A 22,966-nucleotide genomic window follows, 5' to 3' on the forward strand; every position below is an offset into this window, starting at 1 on the left:
ACGTTAAAAAAAATTGAACACAAAAAAAAGTTGCTCTCAACAGAGCAACCAAATATCACCATATTAAAAATCAATAAGAGCCAAACTAACTTGTAAGGCTTCATCAACCTTCTCCATCATCTCATCATCAAGATGTGTGATTTTATCTGTCAATCTTTGTTTATCGATTGTACGAATCTGCTCTAAAAGAATGACAGAATCTCGTTCAAAGCCGTAGCGCTTTGCATCAATTTCGACGTGAGTCGGTAATTTCGCTTTTTGTATTTGGGCTGTTATGGCTGCAACGATAGCAGTCGGGCTGAAGCGATTTCCAATGTCATTTTGAATCACCAATACTGGGCGAACCCCGCCCTGCTCGGAGCCAACAACAGGAGATAAATCAGCAAAGTAAACATCACCGCGTTTAACAATCAAATGTTTAACCCCCGCTGACTAATCGCTCAACTGTATTCTCAGCCTCAAACTCTGCGTATTGTGCCTCTGAAGAGATATTCAGATTAATTTTCGCCATCTCCATGTAGCCGCGTCTCATCGATTCACGATTTTGTCGAATATTACGTTCACGAATATACGTTTTTGTCGCTCGGTAGATCAATTCATTTCTTGTTACCTTATCCTGCTCTGCTACTCGTTCGATCTCAGACATTAAAGCCTCCGGCAGTCGAATCTTCATTTCGTTTGTTGCGCTGGATTCAGACAAAAAACATACACCTCCACAAAACTTACGGATACCGTATCGATCCATTCCAAGACTAATCATACCATTATTCAATGCGCAAGCAAAGCTGTTTTTTCATGATTTCTTATTAGAACATGAAACGGCTCGCCACCCGTAAATCAAGATGATAATGGAGTTCCTCTTTCACATTATACGCTTTTTTCCGAAAATCATACGGTATTTCCAAAATCTCTAAAAAAGGGAGAATGTTTACCCCTTCTTTGTAGAATAAAAAGGAACGATGTCAGTTTGACGATCGTTCCTGTGAAAGCTGTTTAGAAAAAGCTTGGCCCGCCTTGAAGCAGCGGATTCCGTACATGCACCCTTTTGCCGTCCTCTATATATACTCTTGGGACGCGGTGGCCAATGGAGCAAGTGACTTCATAGTTAATGGTTTCAAGCCTTTTTGCAATTTCATCGACTGATACCATTTCTTCACCTTGTCCACCAATCAAAACGACTGGCTCCCCTGCTGAAAAATTCTCTTTCAGTTCAACCATGAATTGATCCATACATACCCTTCCGGCAATCTTCCGGCGCTTTCCACCAACAAGTACTTCCGTGCCTGCCAGCTTCCTGATCCACCCGTCTGCATAGCCGACTGGTACCGTACCGATCCATGTATCTTGATTGGCGGTATACGTCGCCCCATAGCTGACACTCTCACCCTTTTGAATGAGCTTCACATGGGCGAGCTTTGTATGAAGAGACATGGCTTCTTCGAGCTTGAAAGGGAGTTCATCTTTGATTTCCTCTGACGGTGACAGCCCGTACATACTGATGCCGAAGCGAACCATATTAAACAACACTTCTTTAAACCTTAAACCTGCTGCACTATTGGCACAATGAACGAGCAGTTCGTCCGTATGAAGCGGCTGAAGCAGGGTTTGAAAGGTGTCGACTTGCCGCTCAAAATAGTCCTCATCCTTTTCATCGGCTGTCGCAAAGTGAGTAAATACACCTTCCAGCTGTAAATAAGAATGCTCGCTCACAAGCTTCTTTACTTCGCTGACTTGCTCCAACGTTTTCACACCTAAACGGTTCATTCCGCTGTCTATTTTCAAATGAAAACGAATAGGTTGTCCCATATGGACGACTTCCCTCAGCCAACTGGTGGAGTAAGCGGTCATGACCACATTGTATAGAGCGGCAGTTTTGACATACTCCGGCGGTACAGCGCCGAGTACAAGAATCGGTGCTTTGATGCCTTGATTTCTTAAAGAAATGGCCTCATCTAAAAAGGCTACAGCTAACAAGTCTGCACCTGCTTCGAGGGCAGTTCTTGCCACTTCTATATCTCCATGTCCATATGCATTGGCTTTCACAACAGCCATCAGTTGAACATTTTGACCGATATGATCTTTCATATGTGAAACATTATGCTTGATTGCTGTTAAATTAATTTCTGCCCATGTGTCTCTATAAAAGGCATTTGTGTCCATCAGTCACACTTCCCTATTGAATGATTCAATCCCCTCATATGATACTAAAAATCAACAATAATGTGAAACAAATCAAAGAAAATCAGCCCTTACACAGGGCTGATGCTTCATTTTCAAGGCTTTCGCCTGAGAACTTCATTTATTTAGCTGACTGGCCTTCTACACTGTTTGCGACCATCAACAGCTCTTCCTTCGATAAATCACTTGAGGAAATTAAATAGTCAACTCCGTCAGATGTCCATGAGAGGGATTGATCTGTCAGAACCCCTACTGTCATGCCAAGATCGACCGGCTCGCCATTCATCGTGACAGGCGTAGATGCTTCAGCTACTCTCGCTTTTTCCTGAATGAGTGTGAAGGATTTCTTGCCGCCGTACGTAATCACATAACGCTTCCCAGCATCTGTCGTCATTTCTTTCTCTTCCATCTTCTTCACGCCTTCTGGCATATCAACTGGTGTTTTTACCGCAAAGCTGTCAGATGGGTCTGCACTTGTAGCAACATCCATTTGAGAGAGTGTCATGTTTTTCTTCTCATCAAATGCATCTTTGTCAAAGGATTTATTGAATTCAAAGTGAGAGAATTCCACTTTCACCATTGGCTTTTTGTCGCTATCCAGCACTTTCACACTGGCAGGCGCCATTGTTTTCTTATGAAAGGTAATCTCTTGGGTAGGCAGCATTTGGTTGTGCTGATAATTGGTCTTCGTTTCGAACACATACTTTGACTCTTTCGCTTTGAACTGAGCTGCACTGTCATTTTTAATGTCCTTCACGAGTGATTCGAATAAATAGACCTGACTGCTATTATTCGGCCAATCACTATGGAAACGAAAGCTCTTGTTCAATGAAGGTGTCAGCACAAATACACCATTGCCATTTCTTAAAATGACTTGACTCTGATCCTTTTTCGGATTTTCTAAATAGACACGGTAAAGCTCCGGCTTCTTGTACCAAATTTCTACCTGGTACTCCTGCGGGTCATTTCCTGTCTCAATGGTCATTTTTGCTTTGGCTTTGTATGATGTCATTTCCTCTGCCTTTTTGTTTAAATCTCCAACGATATCCTTCTGAGATTTTTGACCGCATGCGGAGAGAATCAGTACAAAAAGGATTCCCGTTACAAGCAAAACAAAGCTTTTTCTCACCCTTTTCAACCCCTTCGTTAATTGTGTTAAAAGGAAGAAACCGCTTGTTTGACTTTAACAGTACGCCTCAAGAGTTAACTGCGTACCGCGAACCATCAAAGCCTGTTAGCAACTCGCCCTTCCTTATCGCACTACCCAATATATGAAGGGGGGACAAACAATATGCAGACTAGCTTGACAACCTTTCAATTAAAACTTGTGCCGCAGCATATTCCTTTGTATGGGTAATGGACACATGAACCTGATCTCCCTCCGCTTTCTTGCTTTTGATGAAGGGCTTTCCATTATCGTCTTTTTGAATGTCTATGTCATGAAAGCTTAAATGCTGACCGATTCCCGTTCCGTATGCTTTAGCGAAAGCTTCCTTTGCCGCAAAGCGTCCTGCCAAAAATTCTAGCTGTCTTTTTTCACTGAGTGTACGAAAGACGTCCTGTTCACTTAAAGTCAAAATTCGTTCCGGTAAACGGGGCTGCCTGCTGAGCACTCGCGAGAGCCGGTCGATCTCTACAATATCAATGCCTATTCCTTTGATCATGAGGTACCTCCTATGATACTCGTACTAATTTGAGTGTTCGCTTCATAAACGTGTTACTATAAACTTACCATTATCTAGTCAAAAGGGGTTTGTTATGTTTATTCGAACGGAGAGCTTTCAACAATTTATTAGATCGTATCCAATCGTAACAGCGATCCTTGCTTTACAAATCGGCCTGTGGCTTATATTTGCGATTCCTGTCCCTATTATACAGCTTGGGCAGGATCATCTCGTCGGTTTCAATTATGGTGTAGCAGCTGGGGAATGGTGGCGGCTTGTCACACCTATTTTTCTGCACGGAAGTCTCACACATATTTTATTTAATTCCATGTCCCTTTTCTTATTCGCCCCAGCGCTTGAACATTTGCTTGGGAAGATTCGATTTCTGATTATTTATCTTGGTGCAGGGTTCGTTGGCAATCTCGGAACCTATTGGGTGGAGCCTTTGGAGTATGTACACGTTGGCGCTTCTGGTGCGATCTTCGGTTTGTTTGGAGTTTATTTATACCTTGTCCTATTTAAACCACACATGATGGACCGCGGCAATTCACAAGTAATTTTAACGATTCTTGCTGTTTCTGTCATCATGACGTTCGTCAATTCGAACATCAATATCATGGCTCACTTATTTGGATTGATCGGCGGTATGATTCTAGCACCTATTACGCTGTTCTTCCATTCGAAAAAAAGACGATATTAATCTCATAAAAAATGTCGATCCTCCTTAAATAGGAGCTGATCGACATTTTTCGTTTAAGACGATTGATTTTTTTCATACGAATACCAATCAAATACACGCGCTGCATCTTCTTCCTCAAGGTGATGTACACTAAAGGAATCAAGCAGCGCAGAGGATTTCACAAAGGTGTGAATACTTGCGACCCGGCCTTTCTTTTGGAAAAAAGATTGCGTCATCGTATAGTTTTGCATCCGTTTTCTCAAGACAATGCCAGTGGTCTTGCCAATGCCTCTTGATGTCATTTGAATCAATGAATCTTTGATTGTATATCCTGATTGTTTATAAGCTAAATAGCCAAAGAATAGGGCAAGCGGTAACGGAATAAGTCCTAAATACCCCCATGGCGGAAAGCGTACCGACAGGATGACACCTACAAGTAACGGTACAAAGCCATAAGAGATCAAATAGCGTTTGAGTGAACGCTTTGGCACCTTTTTCAGCTCTGTTTCTGGTGCTGCATGATAATGATCGGTGAATTGGCAGAGCAATTCATTGATCTTTTTCTTCCGAATGAGCGGAAATAAGACGGAAGACGTTTCTTTCTCTGTAATTGAACCTCCTGCACTAACCAGCATCACCGTCGCAAAACCAAAAGGCTCACGGATAATATTTTCTTTGATTTTCACTGCTTGAATTCTCGCAAGTGGAATGGTCATTTGATGTCTCTCAATGAGTCCTCTTGTAATGATGATGTCATTCCCTTTTCGCTTTGCAGCAAAATTCGCATACTGAAGTGCTGTTACCCCGACACTCAGGATCCACGCAATCAATACGGCAAGAAATATCAAAATTGCATAGATTTCAACGCTCGCATGGCTTAAAAAAGAGAACTGCTTGAAGAAACCATCCAGTGGAAGAATTTCATCTATTTGCGTGTAGATGGCGAGACACCCAGATATAATGACTCCGATACCGCTGGAAGTGGTCGCAGCCAAAAGCAGCTCTGACACACCCATACGATAGGAGACATTGATTTCTTCCTGCACAGGTTTTTGCACAGTCAAATGGCCATGCAGATCTCCTGCTTCATCCGTCATTTCTTCTTCCTGCAAGCTTTTCTTCCGGTTGAAAATCGACTGCTTTAATTGTTCCGCTTCTGCTTTTGTAATCGCGGTCAGGCTCACTTCTGGACCATCCGTTCCGCCTGCCGTTTCGATTTGGACTCGCACTAAACCGAAAATCCGTTGGAAAATCCCCTCACTTGTATTCACCGTTTGAATTCGTTCTAACGAGATATATTTTTTCTTTTTCGTGATCACACCCGATTCCACGCGAAATTCATCGTCTTCCATCCGGTAAGTGAATCGTCTCCATTCTAAAATGGTAAACACAGCTTTCCATAAAAGTAGCACACCGAGAATGATAAATGCATAAAAACGAATGCTCGAATTCGAGTTCACAAAAATCAACACGAAAAAAGGGATAATGAAGTTTTTGATCATGGATACAGCATCTGATATAAAATCAATGAACATCGAGATGGGATGTACACGTTTTGGTTCAGACATCATCTTCCGTCACCCTTGCTAAACGAGATATGTAATCACGAAGCTCATCTGCCTCTTCTAATTCTAGCGCCGGTATATCATGAACTGTGGCAGCAGTCGAAATTTGAACAGATGCCAAACGGTAGCGCCTTAAAAGCGGCCCTTGAGAAGTATCAACATGCTGAACACGCACCATCGGCACAATCACACGTGTGACGCGAATGAGCCCATGCTGTATTTCAATTTCATTTTCAAATACTTCGTAGCGCCAGATATGATGTCGGATTTTTGGTATGAGCCAAATGCCGAAAATGACCTGTAAGACCCATAAACCAGAAAGAATTGCTCCAATCCAATATGGCCATTGAAAATAGTAGCTAGCAACAAATACCCCAATGATGATGAGTAAGAAAATCAATGAGATAATTCCATTTTGAAGACGCCATACCTTTAAACCATTTAAACTAATTTGACGTTGCGGCTGTTTTCTCACATTCTTCCCCCATTCTCTTACTTTTCTATCAATATATTACGAAACAAAGCCTAAAAAGTTTCAATTTTAACCTGTTAAAAAAAGCGAACCCTGCAAAGGATTCGCTTTAGAATTAGTTGTTATAAGATTTCTTTTGACGACGATCGTTAGAAGAACGATTGCGGTCATTTGAAGAACGCTTTTTATCACCGTAAGATGAACGGCTTTTCCCGCGATAGCCGCCTCCGCCGCCACCGTCTCTACGTTTAGAAGAGCTGCGGTTGTTACGATTGCGTTTTGAAATCATTGGTGCTTCATCTGTCAAACGAACAGGCGTTGCATCTGGCTCTTTTGTCATCATTTTGATGGCAGCCGCAACCACTGTGACAGAATCATGATCTTCCAGCAATTCAGCAGCAGCTGTCATGTAGAAGTTCAAGTTGTTTTCACTGATGATTGTGCGCAGACGATCAATGGTTACTTGCTGTTGTCCTTCGATTGCCTCATCTAGTGTTGGTTCTTTCATACGATCCATTTTACGTTTAGTCGTTTGCTCAATCGCACGAAGCATATCTTTTTCACGTGGTGTGATGAATGTCATCGCCATACCTGTACGTCCAGCACGTCCAGTACGTCCAATACGGTGAACGTAGCTTTCTGGATCTTGTGGTACGTCAAAGTTATACACGTGTGTTACGCCTGAGATATCAAGTCCACGTGCTGCAACGTCTGTTGCGACAAGCACATCGATTGAACCTTCTTTGAATTTTCGAAGCGCAACCATACGTTTCGCTTGTGTCAGGTCACCATGAATTCCTTCAGCTGTATAACCTCTAAGGTTAAGTGCTTCCGTCAATTCGTCAACACGGCGTTTCGTACGGCCGAAGACAATTGAAAGCTCAGGTGATTGAATGTCAAGAAGACGAGTCAATGTATCAAACTTCTTACGCTCGTGAATATCCAAGTAGAACTGTTGGATATTAGAGACTGTCATTTCTTTCGCTTTTACTTTTACGTGTTCTGGGTTTGTCATGAAACGCTCTGCAATGCGCTTAATTGGTGCAGGCATTGTCGCAGAGAATAAAAGTGTTTGGTGTTCACTTGGTACATTTGAAAGGATCGATTCAATGTCTTCGATGAAACCCATGTTTAACATTTCGTCTGCTTCATCTAGCACAACTGTTTCAACGTTTTGAAGACGCATTGTACGACGGTTAATGTGATCGAGTAAACGTCCTGGAGTCCCTACGATGATATGAGGATTTTTCTTGAGCGAACGGATTTGACGACCGATATCTTGTCCGCCGTAAATCGGAAGTACGCGCGCACGCTTGTCTTGGCCAATTTTATATAGCTCTTCAGATACTTGAATCGCTAATTCTCTTGTTGGCGCAATGATAATCGCTTGGATGTTTGGAGAAGCTGGGTCAATTTTTTCTACAAGAGGAATACCAAATGCTGCAGTTTTCCCTGTACCTGTTTGTGCTTGTCCAATGACATCTTTATTTTGAAGACCGAGAGGAATTGTTTCCGCTTGAATCGGTGTTGCTTCTTCAAATCCCATGCGGTTAATAGCTTTCATGAGACTTTCGCTTAATTGAAAATCTTGAAACGTTATAGTCAAATTATTCAAACTCCTTCTAATTGCTGTTTCAGTAATCTCGTGAATGATCATTAAAAACTGTCCTTTTCCGAAAGGACAGGTCCATTATATACAAAGCCCGAATTACCCTACCTTATATCTTACCATTACACTATTTGTTTTTCAACAAGACAGAAATGGATATATCTACTGTTCCACAATGACAGATTCACCCTCACTTTGATCTCCGTCCATCCATTTCCACTTTTCGAACAGTTGAATTTTTCCGTTATCCAACTGTTTAGGTGTAGAATTGCAAGACCCGCTTCTCATGCTGCCGTCTTTGCTGACATGGTGGTATCTAAAATGAAGTGTTCCATCCTCATTCACAGTTCCTACAAGTACACCAGATACGATACTGCCGCCTTGATATGTGCCCGTTAATATATTCCCGTCCTGACGATATTGAAATATGGTTCCTACCGATACTTCTCCGTTACTCGAATTAGACTGCGGGACAAAGGTTTTTCCGTCATATTGAAACAACCGAATCAACCACCTTTTCTTTCCTATTGTACCATAGGCTTGTCACTCGTTCGACAAAAATGATGCAAATTTTAACAAGTGGGATTCAATTTATATTAGTTTAGCCACATTTTTGCTTTTCTATATATTAAATTGCTTTTTTTAAAAAATGTTCTACTTTCTCAAACAATTGCTGGGCACATGGCTCATGACAAACATGATGTTTACAATCCGGCAAATAAAACATTTCTTTCTGGCGAGACGGAACTTTATGATAAATAAATTCCGCACTTGAAGCAGGCACAATCCCGTCGCTTTCACCTTGAACAATTAACACAGGCAGATGAAGCTTCTCAAGCGAATTCTTCGTCTGCTTTACGAGCTTCATAAATTCTATCGCAGCTGACAGCGGTGTGCTTGTGAGCTTATGACGATATCGATCATACAAAGGGTTTGTATCAATTAACCCAGACAGGGATTCCTTCACCATCTGCCTTGTGTCTTGCATTATTTGTTTTGGGTTCACATATTTGGCCGCAGCACTTAAAAGAACGAGACGGGCAACTGGGTACTTAGCTGCTAAGTAAGAAGCAATCATTCCGCCCATAGAAAAGCCGACTAAATACACGGTGTCACAAGTTCGATAAAGGGATAGAAGTTCGAGTTCAGCTGTCGCTATCCATTCTTGATAAAGAATGCCTTTTAACTGAAGTTCATTCCCATGCCCCGGAAGCGTGACAGACTGCACATTCCAATCTGCCGCCTGTTTTAAATATTGCGCCAGCGGTTCTACTTCATAAGGGGCACCCGTAAAACCGTGGATACATAAACAGCCGATCATTCTGTCACCTTCTCACTTTTATAGTGCAGTAATGACTTCTTCCAATCTCATACCGCGTGAGGCTTTGACAAGCACAACATCGTCAGGCCTTGCCACTTCAGCTAGTTTTTTCTTCAAGTCCTCTTTGTCCATAAAGGAGCACACGCGTTCAGCGCCGAATGATTTCTTCGCTCCTTCAGCAATGAATGCACCTAGACGGCCATACGTCATGACATGATCAATAAATTCCGGCTTGATGTAACGGCCTAATTCATAATGATACGTTTCTTCTTCGCTGCCCATTTCGAGCATGTCTCCAAGTACAAGAATACGATTGGCGAAGCCGTCCATATCCCCCACAAGATCAATGGCTGCTTTCATAGAAGTAGGACTTGCATTATACGCATCATTAATGACAGTAATTCCTTTATCTGTTTTAAACAGCTCAAGACGCATTCCCGTCAACTTCGTTTGCATCAGTCCTTGGGCAATTTGTCTTTCATTCAGCCCAAAATGCTGGCCTATGGCAATAGCCGCAAGTGCATTCTTCACATTATGTTTCCCTAATACAGGAATGAGAAAACCTTGGGCATACCCTTCGACTTGAAATTCTGTTCCTTCTGCAAGCTGGTTGATGTGCGTTACTTTGATATCACAGTCCTCTGCTTCTCCAAAGGTTTTTACACGCTGCGAGAGTGAACTTGATCGTTCGCGGAGCAAGGGCTCATCACCTAAGTAATAAAAGATACCGTCTTCTTTTAACCCTTTGACGATTTCACATTTGGCATCAGCAATGGCTTCTCTTGATCCTAAATCTTGCATATGAGATTCCCCGATATTTGTGATGACTGCTGCATCCGGCTCAGCGAGATCTGATAAAAATTCGATTTCGCCTTTTGCACTCATGCCCATCTCCAAAACCGCAATATCTGTTCCTTCAGGCATTGCAAGAATGGTGAGCGGAAGACCGATATGATTATTAAAGTTACCGTCTGTTTTATGAACTTGATACGCTGTTTGCAGGACGGAATGAATCATGTCTTTCGTTGTGGTTTTCCCATTACTTCCTGTAATACCGACAACACGAGGATTTTCTTCTTTTAAGTATGATTTCGCGAGCTGTTGAAGCGCAGTTAATGTATCCTCTACAAGAATAACCGGAACGCCTTCTGGCGGATTGGCTTCTTTTTGATTCCAAAGAACAGCTGATGCTCCAAGCTCCACTGCTTTCGAAGCAAATGTGTGACCATTAAAATGTTCTCCAATAAGCGGGATAAACAGTGCGCCGTCTGATACTTTTCGTGTATCTGTTGTCACTCCGTGAATCTGCTCTTCGCCAAAAGCTTGATTAGATAGGGTTCCACCAGCCATTTGGGCGATTTGTTTCACTGTACGTTTGATCATGATTTTCGCCTCTCTTTCTCATTTCACGTTTGAAGGAAAAGAGACACTACCTAAGGATAGTGTCTGCTTGCTGCTCACATTAAAAAGTTGTTTTAATGGTTTGTTTTTCTTGATGGCGTTCAATTGCAAGTGACACCAGCTTTTCAATCAACTCTGGATACTCTACACCAGTGTGCTTCCAAAGCAATGGGAACATACTAAATGGTGTGAATCCAGGCATTGTATTCACTTCATTGATCAACACTTCACCTTTTTCAGTAAGGAAGAAGTCTGCACGTACGAGACCAGATCCATCGAGGGCTTTAAATGCCTTAATCGCCATGTCATGAATCGTCTTATATTCATCCTCTGACACACTCGCAGGAATGATCAAATCTGTATCGCCATCTTCATATTTTGCTTTGTAATCATAAAAATCTGTTTTAGGTGCAATCTCACCAACGACAGAGCATTTCGGCTCATCGTTGCCTAATACACCAATCTCGATTTCTCTTCCAACGACGCCTTCTTCTACGACCACACGACGATCATATTGGAAAGCGAGGTCAAATGCAGTCTGCAGCTCTTCTTTGCTGCGGCATTTGCTAATTCCAACACTTGATCCCATGTTGGCAGGTTTCACAAAGCATGGATAGCCAAGTACTTGTTCCACCTGTTCTAAGCTGGCTGGTGTCGCCTTCTCATAGTCTTTTTTATTGAAAGAAAGGTGCTTTGCTTGTGCAAGTCCTGCTTGTGCAAAAACATCTTTCATCATGACTTTATCCATACCCGCAGCAGACGCGAGAACGCCGTTGCCGACATACGGGATATTTAACAGTTCAAGTAACCCTTGCATTGTGCCATCTTCTCCATTTGGTCCGTGCAGCAACGGGAAGACAACATCAATTTTCTCATCAGCCGATGCAGGCTGTGGAAACATGCTTTCATTTAAAGAAGTTGGTAAAAACGTCTTTGCGTTCTGTTCAAATTGAAGCATTTTGACGTTTGATACTGGTTCAGTGAGTTTTTCTCCTCTTAACCATTCACCCTCTTCTGTAATATAAATTGGATGTATATCGAACTTCTCAGTGTTAAGTGCTTTTGTAACTGCAAGGGCTGTTTGCAGTGATACATTATGTTCGGCTGACTTTCCGCCGTAAATCAATCCTAAACTTATTTTCAATGGATACTCCCCCCACTAAAATTCATCTTTACTATCTTATCACTTTCAAGCAAAAATGCTCTAATTAATTTTTGTTGTTACGTAATTGAAATGATTTGTAAAGGTTGTAAGCGCCTCCCGAGCATTTGTATGTCATTCGCCTGTAATTTATATTAAAATGACATTGAAAAGGAGTTGTGACAAATTGAAAAAAATCACAAGTACTGAACAATTCAATGAAATTATCCAATCAGACAAAGAAGTCATCGTTAAATTCTTTGCAACATGGTGTCCTGACTGCACAAGAATGGACATGTTCATTCCAGACATCCTAGAAGCTTATGCTCACCATGAATGGTTTGAAATAAATAAAGATGATTTCCCTGAATTAGCTGAAACGTATCAGGTAATGGGCATACCAAGCCTGTTAATTTTCAAAAATGGTGAAAAAACAGGTCATTTACACAGTGCAAATGCAAAATCGCCTGAAGAAGTGACAGAGTTTCTTCAAGAACACGTTTCTTAATTGATTAAACGAAGGACATCAGCAAACACTTGCTGATGTTCTTTTTTCTTTTCAAATCTCTTCATAAGACGAGTTGCGCAGCCAAAACGTTTCAAATAGATGTTTCACTACGACAAGTAATGACAAGATTATTTCCTGGGAAAGAATGCAGCGTCGATACAGCTTGGAATATGTCGGTTACGTGAATTTTCTGAATTGAATCTTTACTTCTGACATTTGTCTTTGTATAATGGAGTTGCTAATTGAAAATGATTATCAATTTCATCTATGTGAAATCCTATAGACGTCCATTCTAATAAAGGAGCGATAAGTCACATGTCTAAGAAGAAAATTAAAACCTATCAGCAATTGATTGAAGAGAACAAAAAGGCCATCATGCGCGATCCTCAAATGATGGAAAGTATATACGAAACCATCGACAAAAAACATCAGAAGCAGCTTGCAGCTGCTGGGCGTGAATCATAAGTACAAGAGGAGCAGTCATCGCTGGCTGCTCTTTTGTCTGCTTCAATAAAATGAAAAAAGCCGATAAAATCTGTTATTCGATTTTATCGGCTTTTGTTTTAATTTGCTTTCGCTACACGATCCTGCTTCATTCCTAAATAAATGAGCATATATGTGAGATAACCCATTGTCATCGTTAAACCACCGAAGAAAAATTGAGAAAAGACTGGTTCCTCAAATGTCGTGACGGCAGCAAGAACGATCCAGCTCGCATATAAATAGACCATGAACCATTTCATGTTTCTTTTAAGTGTATACAGAAAGAAAAGACCCGCTAACGAAAAGATCCCCAGCGCTAGTCTGAAATAAACAAGGTGATCAAACTGGAAGGCAAAAGACACAAACGAAAACGACAGCAGCAACAAAATTGGTAAAGCCGTAATGAAATTTTTCACGATAGTGCCACCTCCATGACTCCTTCTTATTATAAGACAAAATCAGCAGGTTATCGTGAAATACAGACTCGTTTTCACAAAGATGTCACGAATTTTTCTTGTTATTTGACACAATTTTTACACATTTACATCACGTTTCCAAAAAAGAATCCAAGCCGATCCAACAAAGAAAACAAAATGCGCCCCCACTATAAATAGAGAAAACAAAATGCTCATCCCATCAAAAGGCGGCGGTCCTTGAAAGCTGTACTGAGTAAAGTCTGTATTCGCAAAAAGGAGGATTTTCCCCCACTGATTTTCTAAGAGAGACATGATGGGTACAAGTGATTTCGCCGCATATAAAACAAAAAACGAAGTCACAAGTGCAACAAGACTGTTTCTAAACAAACTGGAACACATAAAAGCAAAACTTGCCATCATGACCACTTCCACCCACTGAGATCCAATGACGGCAAACGTATGCTGAAATAATTGCCCCGTTCTTTCATCAAAATCAGTACCGAAGAAAATAAGACCAAATAGAAAGGCCAAAACATAATAAAAAACAAACAAATAAATGACTGTCAGCAAAAGTGTGATGTATTTTGACAGAAAAATGTGCAGTCTTGTTTTTGGCCGGATCAATAAAAACTTGATTGTTCTTTTCTGAAACTCTGTTGAGATCAAGGTCGCGCCAACAACGACAGCTAACACCTGTAAAATAAACACGACGTTCGTGGAATAAGCAAAATAGTTTGCGACTGTGTCTTGTCCACCAAAGCTTGATATGACTCGTTTCAAAGTTAGAGCCATTGCCAGTTGAAATACAACGATCAATAAAAGAGCAATGAATGTGATCTTTTTCCTCATGATTTTCTTATGCTCATTCTTGATGAGGTTAAGCATCTGTCGTCCCGCCTTCCGTCCATTTCATAAACGCCTCTTCAATTGACTGCTTTTGAGGCACCATTTCAAGTACATCAAACCCCGCCAGCACAAGCTGTTTGTTCAGCTCTGGCACACGTTCTTTGTTCAGTTGAAGCAATACACGCTCTCCATTTCGTTTATATGTATACTCGTGTTCGTCAAGCCATGAAACCGCCTTTTCTACTGGCTGAATATTCATCAGCACCTGTTCTTTCCCTTCCATATCACGGAGATGAGTGCTAGCTTTGATCTGACCCTTTTGAATGATGATCATGCGGTCACATAGCTCCTCTACCTCATGCAATAAATGCGTCGCAAATAGCACGGAGGTTCCTTCTTCTTGTACAAGCATTTGCAAGTGCTCCCGGAATTCCTTCATTCCTGCAGGATCCAGTCCATTTGTCGGTTCGTCTAAAATGAGCAGGTTCGGCCGATGCAAAATAGCTTGTGCAATCCCAAGCCTTTGTTTCATCCCTAGTGAATACGTTTTGACCTTCTGATGAATGGCATCCTCAAGACGAACTCTTTCCACTACTTCCTGAATGCGTTCCTCCGTCACCCCGTTGTGCATCGCTGCATACATTTCAAGGTTTTCAAAGCCTGTTAAATACGAATAAAATTCTGGGTTTTCTATGATCGCACCAACAGATGACATCGCCTGGAGAAAATCCTCATCTTGTGAATATCCGTTGATCATGATTTGGCCATTGTTTTTTTTCATCAAGCCAACGATCAAACGAATCAAGGTTGTTTTGCCAGATCCATTGGGACCAAGTAATCCGACAATTTCTCCTCGCCCAATGTCTATAGAAATATCTTGCAAGATCATTTTCCGGCCAATTTGTTTATCGACTTTCTCTACTTTTAAAACAGCAGACTGCAAAGTGGTTCCTCCTTCTGATGTAAAGCCTATGGCGGCAGTTACGACCGCTCATCCTGTAAAAAGTATATCACGGTAGACAAGTCAATCCATGAAAAAAAGGGCTGATCCAGTCAGCCCTTCTTGCTTATTACAGTGATAAGTTAGGTGATGATATATCTTTCTCATGTTTTTTCTCAGTTTCTGTCACAATCACAGCACATGCTGCGTCACCTGTAATATTCACTACGGTTCTTGCCATATCTAATAAACGGTCTATGCCAAGGATCAGCGCTATTCCCTCAACAGGAAGATTCACGGAATTTAACACCATGGCCAGCATGATGAGCCCTACCCCTGGGACACCTGCTGTACCGACACTTGCTAATACAGCCGTTAACACAACCGTCAGCATTTGAACAAGCGTCAGTTCAACCCCATATACTTGAGCGATAAAAATGGTCGCAACACCTTGCATAATGGCTGTGCCATCCATATTAATGGTTGCACCCAGCGGCTGCACAAAGCTTGAAATCGGCTCTGGCACCTTTAAACGCTTTTGCGCTGTTTCCATTGATACAGGCAGTACTGCGTTACTGCTTGATGTACTAAACGCAACAACCATCGCTGGTGAAAATCCTTTAAAGAAGGCAATTGGATTTCGTTTGGCTAAGATAGCAATGGTTGATCCATATGTCAGGAAGAAATGCAGGATGAGCGCAATTAACACGACCGAGAAGTAAAGTCCCATCGCTTTCATGGCATCCAGTCCCTGACTGCCGATCGCGGTTGCAATCAAACCGAATGTCCCGTACGGTGCAAATTTCATTACAACACCGACAAGATACATCATTAATTCATTTCCTTGTTCAAACAGCTTCAGCAAGCCTTCCGTTTTTTTACCAAGCATGGCTATGCCAAGACCTAAAAATACGCAGAAGACGATAATTTGGAGCATGTTTCCTTCAACTAACGATTGGACTGGATTGGTTGGAATAATGTTGAGTAGTGTTTCTGCCATTGATGGGGCTTCCTCTGCGGAATAATCAGCCGCTTTTGTATCAAAATCACCGAAAGCTCCGGGCTTAATCAATAAGGCTAATGAAATGCCAATGATAATGGCGAAAGTGGTCGTGAGCAGGAAATAAGTAATGGTTTTTACACCGATTCTGCCTAGCTTTTTCGGATCACCAAGGCCTGCTACACCGAGCGTGATCGAAAAGAATACAATGGGCACAACCAGCATTTTAATCAGGTTTAAGAAGATTTGACCTAGAGGTGTAAATAAATAAGGGTCTAACACTTTGAATACATTTGGAGCAAAAAGGTTAAGCAGCAATCCTGTGATAGCACCTAAAAACAAGGCAATAATAATTTTCGTCGCCAGCTTCAATAAAATCTCCCCTTCCTCGTCAAAAAGCCCACGAGAGAGTTTTCTCGTGGGCCTGCGTGTCCATACGTGTACCACTGTCTACTCTCTTCACGCTGATGAGGTTAGCTGACGGGTTAGGACGAAGAGATGTCCTTTTTTCTCAGATAAGAAAAATTCACCCCAAAAACATGGGTCCCCCATTCCTTTAGAAGGATTAAGCGTGTGGTAATATGATATTTTCATACCATTTATACCTTATTTTTAGAAAATTGTAAACAGGTTCATATGAACTTTTTAATTACTTTCTTCCCTATTTGTCACTTCAAGAATATCTAAAATAAACACAAAGATTGGGATACCAATAATAAGTCCCCAAATGCCAATATAGTGTTCAGAGAAGATCAGCACAATAAACGTGAAGAAAATAGGGAGTTCTGTTTTAGCTGACATGAGCTTCGGATTCAAGAAGTATGCTTCAATGGCATGGATAATGACAATCACCAGCACTATATACAGGACATACATTCCGCCTCCGAGTGTATACGCAATGATGCTGAGTGGAATAAGAGAGATAACTACACCTGCTACTGGGATTAAGCCTAGTAAAAAGACCATGACCGCTAATCCAAATAACTGCGGGAAACCCATAATGCCTAGCGCAATTGTCGTTAGCACACAGTTAACGGTTGCAATAATAAACTGTGCTTCGAGTACTTTTCCAAACGTTCGGGAAAATTTACGTCCAAAGAAGGCAATTTCATGATAGAACACGGAGATTTTACTCGTTTTGAACTTGTTCATGAATTGAATGAGGCGTTCTTTTTCGAACAGGAAGAACATGCTTAAAATTAAGGACATAATGACCTGGATACTGAACGTGCTAAAATCGGTAATGTATGTATAGAGGAAATTAAACCCTTTCTCAAAGAAAGCTGATATTTTGAAATCTCCGAATACGTTCGTGATGACGTCAAAGAAGGGTAAATCTTGTGGGTGATCTGCAATTTTCTTTCCTAAATGAAATAGCTGCTCAACCTGTTTAGCGATGATTGGCACAAAAACGAATCCGCCAAATGTCAATCCACCAGCCAGGAGAATATACAAAATGGTAATGACCGATTTCTGTCCTATTTTCAGGAAGCGATTTAAAAAGCCTCTAATGACCTCTTCCAACCGATTCATCAAAAAGGTGAAAATGAAGGTCAAAAGAATTAAATTCATCATTCCTCTTAATAGATATAATGCTGTGGCTAATACTACAAATACTGAAAACCGCTTAACACCGGGTTTTTCGAACAATTTTAAAAATGCCGTCATTACGTTACACACCTGCCAGGACTAAAGTCTATTTTTCATCGTATCTGATATACATTATATCGGATCTTTCTGTAAATTATATAATAAAAGGTCAAAGAGGTCTTACGATTTGTATTAAATTTATTGGTTTTTCTTTTTTACACAAAAAAACCGAACCCATGTAGAACATAAGGTTTCGGTTTTTGGTTGTTTTTATACTAAACAGCCTGCTTCATATTCCGCATTTCCTGAAGTGCTGTTTTGCTCTTCGCTTCGTCAAATTCACCTTCACTCTTCGCGACAACAATTGTTGCGATTCCATTTCCAATGAGGTTTGTAATTGCTCTTCCTTCACTCATGAAGCGGTCAACCCCAAGCAGCAGTGCAAGACCCTCTAATGGAATGACCTGAAGTGCCGCAAGAGTAGATGCAAGCACGATAAATCCGCTTCCTGTCACCCCAGCTGCTCCCTTTGATGTAAGCATCAGAACAAGGATAATGGTGATCTGCTGACCGATCGACAGGTCTACACCAAACACTTGCGCCAAGAAGACCACGGCCATCGATAAATAGATTGAGGTTCCGTCTAGGTTAAAAGAATAACCTGTTGGAATGACAAGACCAACAACAGACTTAGAGCACCCGTAGCGTTCCATTTTATCCATCATTCTTGGCAGCACGGATTCTGAAGAGCTTGTGCCAAGAACAATCAAAATTTCATCCTTGATAAATCGCAGATAGCTGAACAAGCTGAAGCCATACATTTTACAAATGATGTTCAGTACAATGAAGATGAACAGGAACATCGTCATATAAACGGAGAGCATCAAACTTCCCAGCGGTCTAATCGATGCCAGCCCAAAATGTCCGATTGTATAAGCCATCGCCCCAAATGCACCAAGCGGCGCAGCACGCATGATATATCCAATGATTTTAAAGAAAACAAGTGACAGCTTATCGAGCCATTCGATGATGCCTTTCCCCTTCTCGCCAAGAGCAGCGAGCGCAACACCGAATAAAATAGAGAAGAATAAGACCTGTAAAATATCACCCTTTGCGAAAGCATCAACCATGTTAGATGGCACGATGTGCGTGACAAATTCCATCCAGTCGATACCCTGTCCGCCATTTTGGGTATATTGTGAGACATCCCCTTTTTCAAGCTTGCTATAGTCAAGACCTGCACCCGGCTTCATGATATTCACAACACAAAGACCGATGACCAGAGCAAGTGTCGTGACGACTTCAAAATAAATAAATGCTTTTCCCCCAACTTTTCCAACCTTTTTCATATCTCCCATCTTGGCAATACCAAGAACAATGGTTAAGAAAATAATTGGTGCAATGACCATTTTAACGGCATTGATAAAGGTATCACCAAGCGGCTTCATTTCTTTTCCGACGTTTGGCCAAACCATCCCGACAATGATCCCGATGATGACAGCTACAATCACCTGAAATGTCAGGTTCTTCAAAATCCTTTTCATAAAAATCAACTCCCTCACCCTTTGATGTAAACGCTTAACTAGTATCTGTAGATAAATGATAGCGATTTCATCAAAGGCTGTGAAGCTTATGGACATATCGTACATTTTGGTCTTTTTGGTCTCTTAGTCAGAATGTACGATATATTTATTCACAGGCCGTCCTACCCCGCCATATTGCATATCTAATTTTAGCTCGCCTTCTTTTACGAGGAAGTCTAAATACCGGCGTGCCGTGACGCGGGCAATGCCAAGTGCATTGGCGACTTCTTCTGCAGACTGCGCGCCTTCCTGCAAGCCCATATACGCTTTAATTTCGTTCATCGTATGCACATTCAGCCCTTTAGGAAGCCAAGTATCTTCCTGCTTAACAGCAGGCTTTCGTATGATATCATCCAGCATCTCTTGAGAAAATTCTGCTGCTGTTCGAATTTTTGATTTAAACGCCTTATAGCTTTCAAGTGATTCTTTCATTCGTTCAAATTTGAATGGTTTAATAATATAATCCCGCGCGCCATTTTGAAGCATGACGCCGATGGTCTCTTTGTCCTTCGCTGCTGAAATGACAATCACATCCACTTGCATCTTTTGTTTTCTGATGTCTTGCAGCGTTTTGACGCCATCCTTTTTTGGCATATACACATCAAGTACCACGAGGTCTGGACGAATTTCTTTGACCAGCTGAATGCCCTGCTCCCCGTTCCCAGCGACAGCTGCAACTTGAAAGCCAGGAACACTCTTAATGAACTCTTTGTTCACTTCTTGCACCATCGGGTCATCTTCAATTAACAGCACCTTAATCTGAGTCATCTGTCTCTCTCCTCTATTGTCATTGGGAATTCGATTGAGAAGGTGGTACCAATGCCGATGCTTGATGTGACCTCTACATTTCCCATCCCTTTGTCGATAATCGTTTTTACAATATACAGGCCATAGCCTGTTCCGCCCTCTTTGCCGTGTGTGAAGCCTTTATCGAAAATATAAGGAATCAGTTCCTCTTCGATCCCGGAGCCATTGTCTTCAATTAAAATCGCAAGAACATCCTCCGTTTGATCGATACTAATGGAAATGACTTTTGTATCTCTTTCTACAGTATCATACGAGGCAAAGGCGTTCTCAATGAGATTTCCAAGCAGCTTCGTCATATCATGCTGATCAAGCCGTTCTGGGAAATCACGGAGACAGCTATGTTCATCTACTTCGACCTTGATGCCAAGCTCCTTGCCCCTTCTGATTTTGCTCATCAATAATCCTGCGACAGCATCATGCTGAATGACGCGATGAAGAAAGTCCGTCACATGTTCCTGCTCCTCTGTCGTTTGAAAGGCTAGATCGAGCGCGTGATCGGCTTTACCAAGCTGAATCAGTCCGGCGATCGTATGAAGCTTATTCATATGTTCATGGTTTTGCACCCGCAAACCGTCCACAAAGTTTTTAACCCCTGTTAGCTCCTCCGCCAATTTTGCCGCTTCCGTCCGGTCCTGGAAAATGGCGACCGCTCCGATGATCTTCTTTTTCATCACAATCGGGATCCGGCTGCTCATGATCCGCTTTCCGCTCATATGAATTTCTTCATTGTAGACGGGTTCTGCGCGATCAATGATCTCAGGAAGTCTTGTGTCAGGCAGCACATCCCAAATATTCAGGCCCACGACATCACCCGTCACGCCAAAAATCTGCTTCGCCTTCTCATTAAAAATGGTGATCATGTGCTGATTATCAATGGCGATGACCCCTTCATTAATAGAGTGAAAGGTTGCAGTGCGTTCCTCTAGCATTCTTACAATCTCATGCGGCTCAAGCTTAAACATTTGCTGTTTAATATGACGAGCAAGTAAAAATGAACCCACAAGCCCAAAGCTGAGTGTCAGCAGGAGAATCATGAGGATATCGCGCTTCATTTCTCCTAATATATCTGCCATACTTGGCAGGGTTCTTCCTACAAGCACAACCCCTGTTTGATTAAATTGATCATCCTTCACTGGATAAAAAGCTCTGATGGCTGTTCCAAGCTCTCCCTCTGCTTCTGAGAAATAAATATGCTCTGCAAAAGCCGGCTCTTCATCTGTTCCTTCTGAGCGCTGGCCAATCCTCGTTTTCACTGGATGCGTTAATCTCACATGATCCATATCCATCACGACAATGTAGTCAGCGTCTTGAATAATCCGAATCTCTTCGATAGCATGCTGTAATCGATCACGTTCCTTTGTCTGATCAGCTAACGCCTGCTTCACCTCATTCATTTCAGCCACAGTTCTCGCTGTGTTCATGAGTCTTTTTCGAAGCTCCCGTTCCTCTGTTTGCTGAATTCCCCCAACAAGGACAATCCCTCCGATTAAAAGGGCGAAAATGACAACGAAATATGTGAGGATGGTAAGCTTCCATCTAATAGATAATTGTTGTAATTTCAATCGATTTCTCATCATTTTTTCACCTGTATCTTTACGAATTCTTCCTCTGTCAAGTATGCTTGACATAAGGGGGATCTGACGCATGAAGAATTTACTCGCTTATACACTTTTGCTCATGATCGGTTTTGTAACCGCTTTATACTTTGGTTTTTATCATATGATGCCAAAATCAGCGACAACCTTTGATGATGAACAGACTGGACTGAAGGACCAGCTTGTGTTCAAATTCAGCCATGTCGTGGCAGACAATACACCTAAAGGACTTGCCGCAAAGAAATTTGCTGAGCTCGTGCAAGAAAAATCCGATGGTAAAATCAGCATTCAAATTTTCTCCAACGGAAGCCTTTATTCTGATATTGAAGAGATTAATGCACTCAAAGAGAATCAAGTTCAATTTATCGCTCCGTCTACCTCGAAGCTCGGCATGCTGTCTCCTGAGTGGCTGGCACTTGATCTTCCCTTTGCTTTTTCAAATTACAATGCTGTTCAAGAAGGCCTGCACGGTGCAATTGGACAAAGGTTGTTTGGCACGCTGCAAAAAGATGGATTAAAGGGAATGGCTTATTGGACAAATGGCTTTAAACAAATTACCTCTAATAAAGGGCCAATTAAACAGCCGGCAGATTTAAAAAACCAGTCTCTCCGCATTATGCAAAGCGACATGATTGAAAAACAATTCAAACTTCTTGGCGCAAAGCCCTATCAGGAATCATTTAATTCAACGTTTCAGCTATTAGAATCAAAAAAAGTAGACGGTGAAGAAAATACCATTTCAAATATTTATTCAAAAAAATTCTATCATATACAAGACTATATGACGATCAGCAATCACGGGTATTTAGGCTATGTGGTCTTAACAGATCAATCCTTCTTTGACCGCCAGACACCCGAAACGAAACGGATTTTACTTGAGGCCATGGAAGAAACTACGGCTTGGAATGAAAAGCATGCAGAACAGATGAACAAAGATCAGCTGGAGGACATTAAACGTGAATCACCGATTTCCATTCATGAATTGACGCATGCTGAAAGACAAAAATGGATGAAAGCCCTTGATCCTTTGTATGATGAAGCCGAAAAAACGATTGGCTCCACCCTCATCAAACAGATCCGCGAACTGCGTGCACGTTATGAACACTCACCTATCCATGCTTTTCAGGAAGAGAATGAGAGCAAATAAAAAATCCCTTTGATGAGGGAT

24 protein-coding genes and 1 riboswitch are annotated in these 22,966 nt (G+C 41.7%); of the genes, 4 read left to right on the plus strand and 20 right to left on the minus strand.

Annotated features, from left to right (window positions below; all coding sequences use genetic code 11):
• Positions 1 to 63: 63 nt before the first annotated feature.
• From ndoA to acpS, 5 genes are all read right to left on the minus strand, one after another.
• On the minus strand, positions 64 to 414 hold the full coding sequence (gene ndoA, locus MHI60_RS04835; protein WP_024425388.1) for a type II toxin-antitoxin system endoribonuclease NdoA: 351 nt from the start codon (positions 412 to 414) through the stop codon (positions 64 to 66).
• A 4-nt stretch (positions 415 to 418) separates the two neighbouring features.
• A complete protein-coding gene (locus MHI60_RS04840) occupies positions 419 to 700 on the minus strand; it encodes a hypothetical protein (protein ID WP_003214273.1) in 282 nt (93 codons plus the stop codon).
• A 293-nt stretch (positions 701 to 993) separates the two neighbouring features.
• Positions 994 to 2,160: an alanine racemase gene (alr, locus tag MHI60_RS04845; RefSeq protein ID WP_095407803.1), complete on the minus strand. Its 1,167-nt coding sequence runs from the start codon at positions 2,158 to 2,160 to the stop codon at positions 994 to 996.
• Between the two features lie 139 nt (positions 2,161 to 2,299).
• Complete coding sequence (locus MHI60_RS04850) at positions 2,300 to 3,316, minus strand: outer membrane lipoprotein carrier protein LolA (protein ID WP_095407802.1); 1,017 nt, start codon at positions 3,314 to 3,316, stop codon at positions 2,300 to 2,302.
• 160 nt (positions 3,317 to 3,476) lie between these two features.
• Positions 3,477 to 3,842 (minus strand): holo-ACP synthase, encoded by a 366-nt coding sequence (acpS, locus tag MHI60_RS04855; protein ID WP_075622395.1) that lies wholly within the window; start codon positions 3,840 to 3,842, stop codon positions 3,477 to 3,479.
• Positions 3,843 to 3,936: 94 nt separating this feature from the next.
• On the opposite strand from acpS, the gene MHI60_RS04860 reads away from it, so the two are divergent.
• Positions 3,937 to 4,542 carry a rhomboid family intramembrane serine protease gene (locus tag MHI60_RS04860; protein ID WP_144472946.1) on the plus strand — a complete coding sequence of 202 codons (606 nt, stop codon included), beginning with the start codon at positions 3,937 to 3,939 and terminating at the stop codon, positions 4,540 to 4,542.
• Positions 4,543 to 4,595: 53 nt separating this feature from the next.
• On the opposite strand, the gene MHI60_RS04865 is transcribed toward MHI60_RS04860, so the two are convergent.
• From MHI60_RS04865 to MHI60_RS04895, 7 genes are all read right to left on the minus strand, one after another.
• Positions 4,596 to 6,092: a PH domain-containing protein gene (locus MHI60_RS04865; protein ID WP_144472948.1), complete on the minus strand. Its 1,497-nt coding sequence runs from the start codon at positions 6,090 to 6,092 to the stop codon at positions 4,596 to 4,598.
• The gene (locus tag MHI60_RS04870) at positions 6,082 to 6,561 is read right to left on the minus strand and encodes a PH domain-containing protein (RefSeq protein WP_024425383.1); all 480 of its coding nucleotides are present in this window, start codon (positions 6,559 to 6,561) and stop codon (positions 6,082 to 6,084) included. The genes MHI60_RS04865 and MHI60_RS04870 overlap by 11 nt, the downstream gene beginning before the upstream one ends.
• Before the next feature lie 112 nt (positions 6,562 to 6,673).
• The gene (locus tag MHI60_RS04875) at positions 6,674 to 8,164 is read right to left on the minus strand and encodes a DEAD/DEAH box helicase (protein WP_058214406.1); all 1,491 of its coding nucleotides are present in this window, start codon (positions 8,162 to 8,164) and stop codon (positions 6,674 to 6,676) included.
• Between the two features lie 165 nt (positions 8,165 to 8,329).
• Positions 8,330 to 8,668, minus strand: coding sequence for a n-acetylglutamate synthase (locus tag MHI60_RS04880; protein ID WP_095407799.1), 339 nt, complete (start codon positions 8,666 to 8,668; stop codon positions 8,330 to 8,332).
• Between the two features lie 127 nt (positions 8,669 to 8,795).
• Positions 8,796 to 9,488: an alpha/beta fold hydrolase gene (locus tag MHI60_RS04885; RefSeq protein ID WP_095407798.1), complete on the minus strand. Its 693-nt coding sequence runs from the start codon at positions 9,486 to 9,488 to the stop codon at positions 8,796 to 8,798.
• Between the two features lie 18 nt (positions 9,489 to 9,506).
• Complete coding sequence (gene murF / locus MHI60_RS04890; RefSeq protein ID WP_144486167.1) at positions 9,507 to 10,871, minus strand: UDP-N-acetylmuramoyl-tripeptide--D-alanyl-D-alanine ligase; 1,365 nt, start codon at positions 10,869 to 10,871, stop codon at positions 9,507 to 9,509.
• Between the two features lie 79 nt (positions 10,872 to 10,950).
• Positions 10,951 to 12,033 (minus strand): D-alanine--D-alanine ligase, encoded by a 1,083-nt coding sequence (locus tag MHI60_RS04895; protein ID WP_048240325.1) that lies wholly within the window; start codon positions 12,031 to 12,033, stop codon positions 10,951 to 10,953.
• 184 nt (positions 12,034 to 12,217) lie between these two features.
• Between MHI60_RS04895 and MHI60_RS04900 the strand changes: the two genes are divergently transcribed.
• On the plus strand, positions 12,218 to 12,538 hold the full coding sequence (locus MHI60_RS04900) for a thioredoxin family protein (protein ID WP_012008983.1): 321 nt from the start codon (positions 12,218 to 12,220) through the stop codon (positions 12,536 to 12,538).
• Positions 12,539 to 12,853: 315 nt separating this feature from the next.
• Positions 12,854 to 13,003, plus strand: coding sequence for a Fur-regulated basic protein FbpB (gene fbpB, locus MHI60_RS04905; RefSeq protein ID WP_065215285.1), 150 nt, complete (start codon positions 12,854 to 12,856; stop codon positions 13,001 to 13,003).
• A 98-nt stretch (positions 13,004 to 13,101) separates the two neighbouring features.
• Here fbpB and MHI60_RS04910 read toward each other — a convergent pair whose 3' ends face one another.
• The 8 genes from MHI60_RS04910 to MHI60_RS04945 all read right to left on the minus strand — a co-directional run bounded on the left by MHI60_RS04910 (position 13,102) and on the right by MHI60_RS04945 (position 21,765).
• Entirely contained in the window at positions 13,102 to 13,437 is a 336-nt protein-coding gene (locus MHI60_RS04910) for a hypothetical protein (RefSeq protein ID WP_024427366.1), read from the minus strand.
• Positions 13,438 to 13,554: 117 nt separating this feature from the next.
• Positions 13,555 to 14,322: an ABC transporter permease gene (locus MHI60_RS04915; RefSeq protein ID WP_095407795.1), complete on the minus strand. Its 768-nt coding sequence runs from the start codon at positions 14,320 to 14,322 to the stop codon at positions 13,555 to 13,557.
• The gene (locus MHI60_RS04920; protein WP_144472952.1) at positions 14,315 to 15,226 is read right to left on the minus strand and encodes an ABC transporter ATP-binding protein; all 912 of its coding nucleotides are present in this window, start codon (positions 15,224 to 15,226) and stop codon (positions 14,315 to 14,317) included. The genes MHI60_RS04915 and MHI60_RS04920 overlap by 8 nt, the downstream gene beginning before the upstream one ends.
• A gap of 127 nt (positions 15,227 to 15,353) precedes the next feature.
• The gene (locus MHI60_RS04925; RefSeq protein WP_095407793.1) at positions 15,354 to 16,595 is read right to left on the minus strand and encodes a dicarboxylate/amino acid:cation symporter; all 1,242 of its coding nucleotides are present in this window, start codon (positions 16,593 to 16,595) and stop codon (positions 15,354 to 15,356) included.
• A gap of 76 nt (positions 16,596 to 16,671) precedes the next feature.
• A riboswitch (cyclic di-AMP (ydaO/yuaA leader) is annotated at positions 16,672 to 16,805 on the minus strand.
• A 63-nt stretch (positions 16,806 to 16,868) separates the two neighbouring features.
• Positions 16,869 to 17,891, minus strand: a complete 1,023-nt coding sequence (locus tag MHI60_RS04930; protein WP_024425375.1) for an AI-2E family transporter — start codon at positions 17,889 to 17,891, stop codon at positions 16,869 to 16,871.
• Positions 17,892 to 18,088: 197 nt separating this feature from the next.
• Complete coding sequence (gene dctP / locus MHI60_RS04935; RefSeq protein ID WP_095407792.1) at positions 18,089 to 19,357, minus strand: C4-dicarboxylate transporter DctP; 1,269 nt, start codon at positions 19,355 to 19,357, stop codon at positions 18,089 to 18,091.
• 123 nt (positions 19,358 to 19,480) lie between these two features.
• Positions 19,481 to 20,164, minus strand: coding sequence for a response regulator (locus MHI60_RS04940; protein ID WP_144472954.1), 684 nt, complete (start codon positions 20,162 to 20,164; stop codon positions 19,481 to 19,483).
• Positions 20,161 to 21,765, minus strand: coding sequence for a sensor histidine kinase (locus MHI60_RS04945; RefSeq protein ID WP_186318710.1), 1,605 nt, complete (start codon positions 21,763 to 21,765; stop codon positions 20,161 to 20,163). The genes MHI60_RS04940 and MHI60_RS04945 overlap by 4 nt, the downstream gene beginning before the upstream one ends.
• 82 nt (positions 21,766 to 21,847) lie before the next feature.
• Between MHI60_RS04945 and MHI60_RS04950 the strand changes: the two genes are divergently transcribed.
• Entirely contained in the window at positions 21,848 to 22,945 is a 1,098-nt protein-coding gene (locus MHI60_RS04950) for a DctP family TRAP transporter solute-binding subunit (protein WP_144472968.1), read from the plus strand.
• Positions 22,946 to 22,966: the final 21 nt, after the last annotated feature.

The organism is Bacillus sp. FSL K6-3200, from assembly GCF_038630485.1.
Lineage (GTDB): Bacteria > Bacillota > Bacilli > Bacillales > Bacillaceae > Bacillus > Bacillus safensis.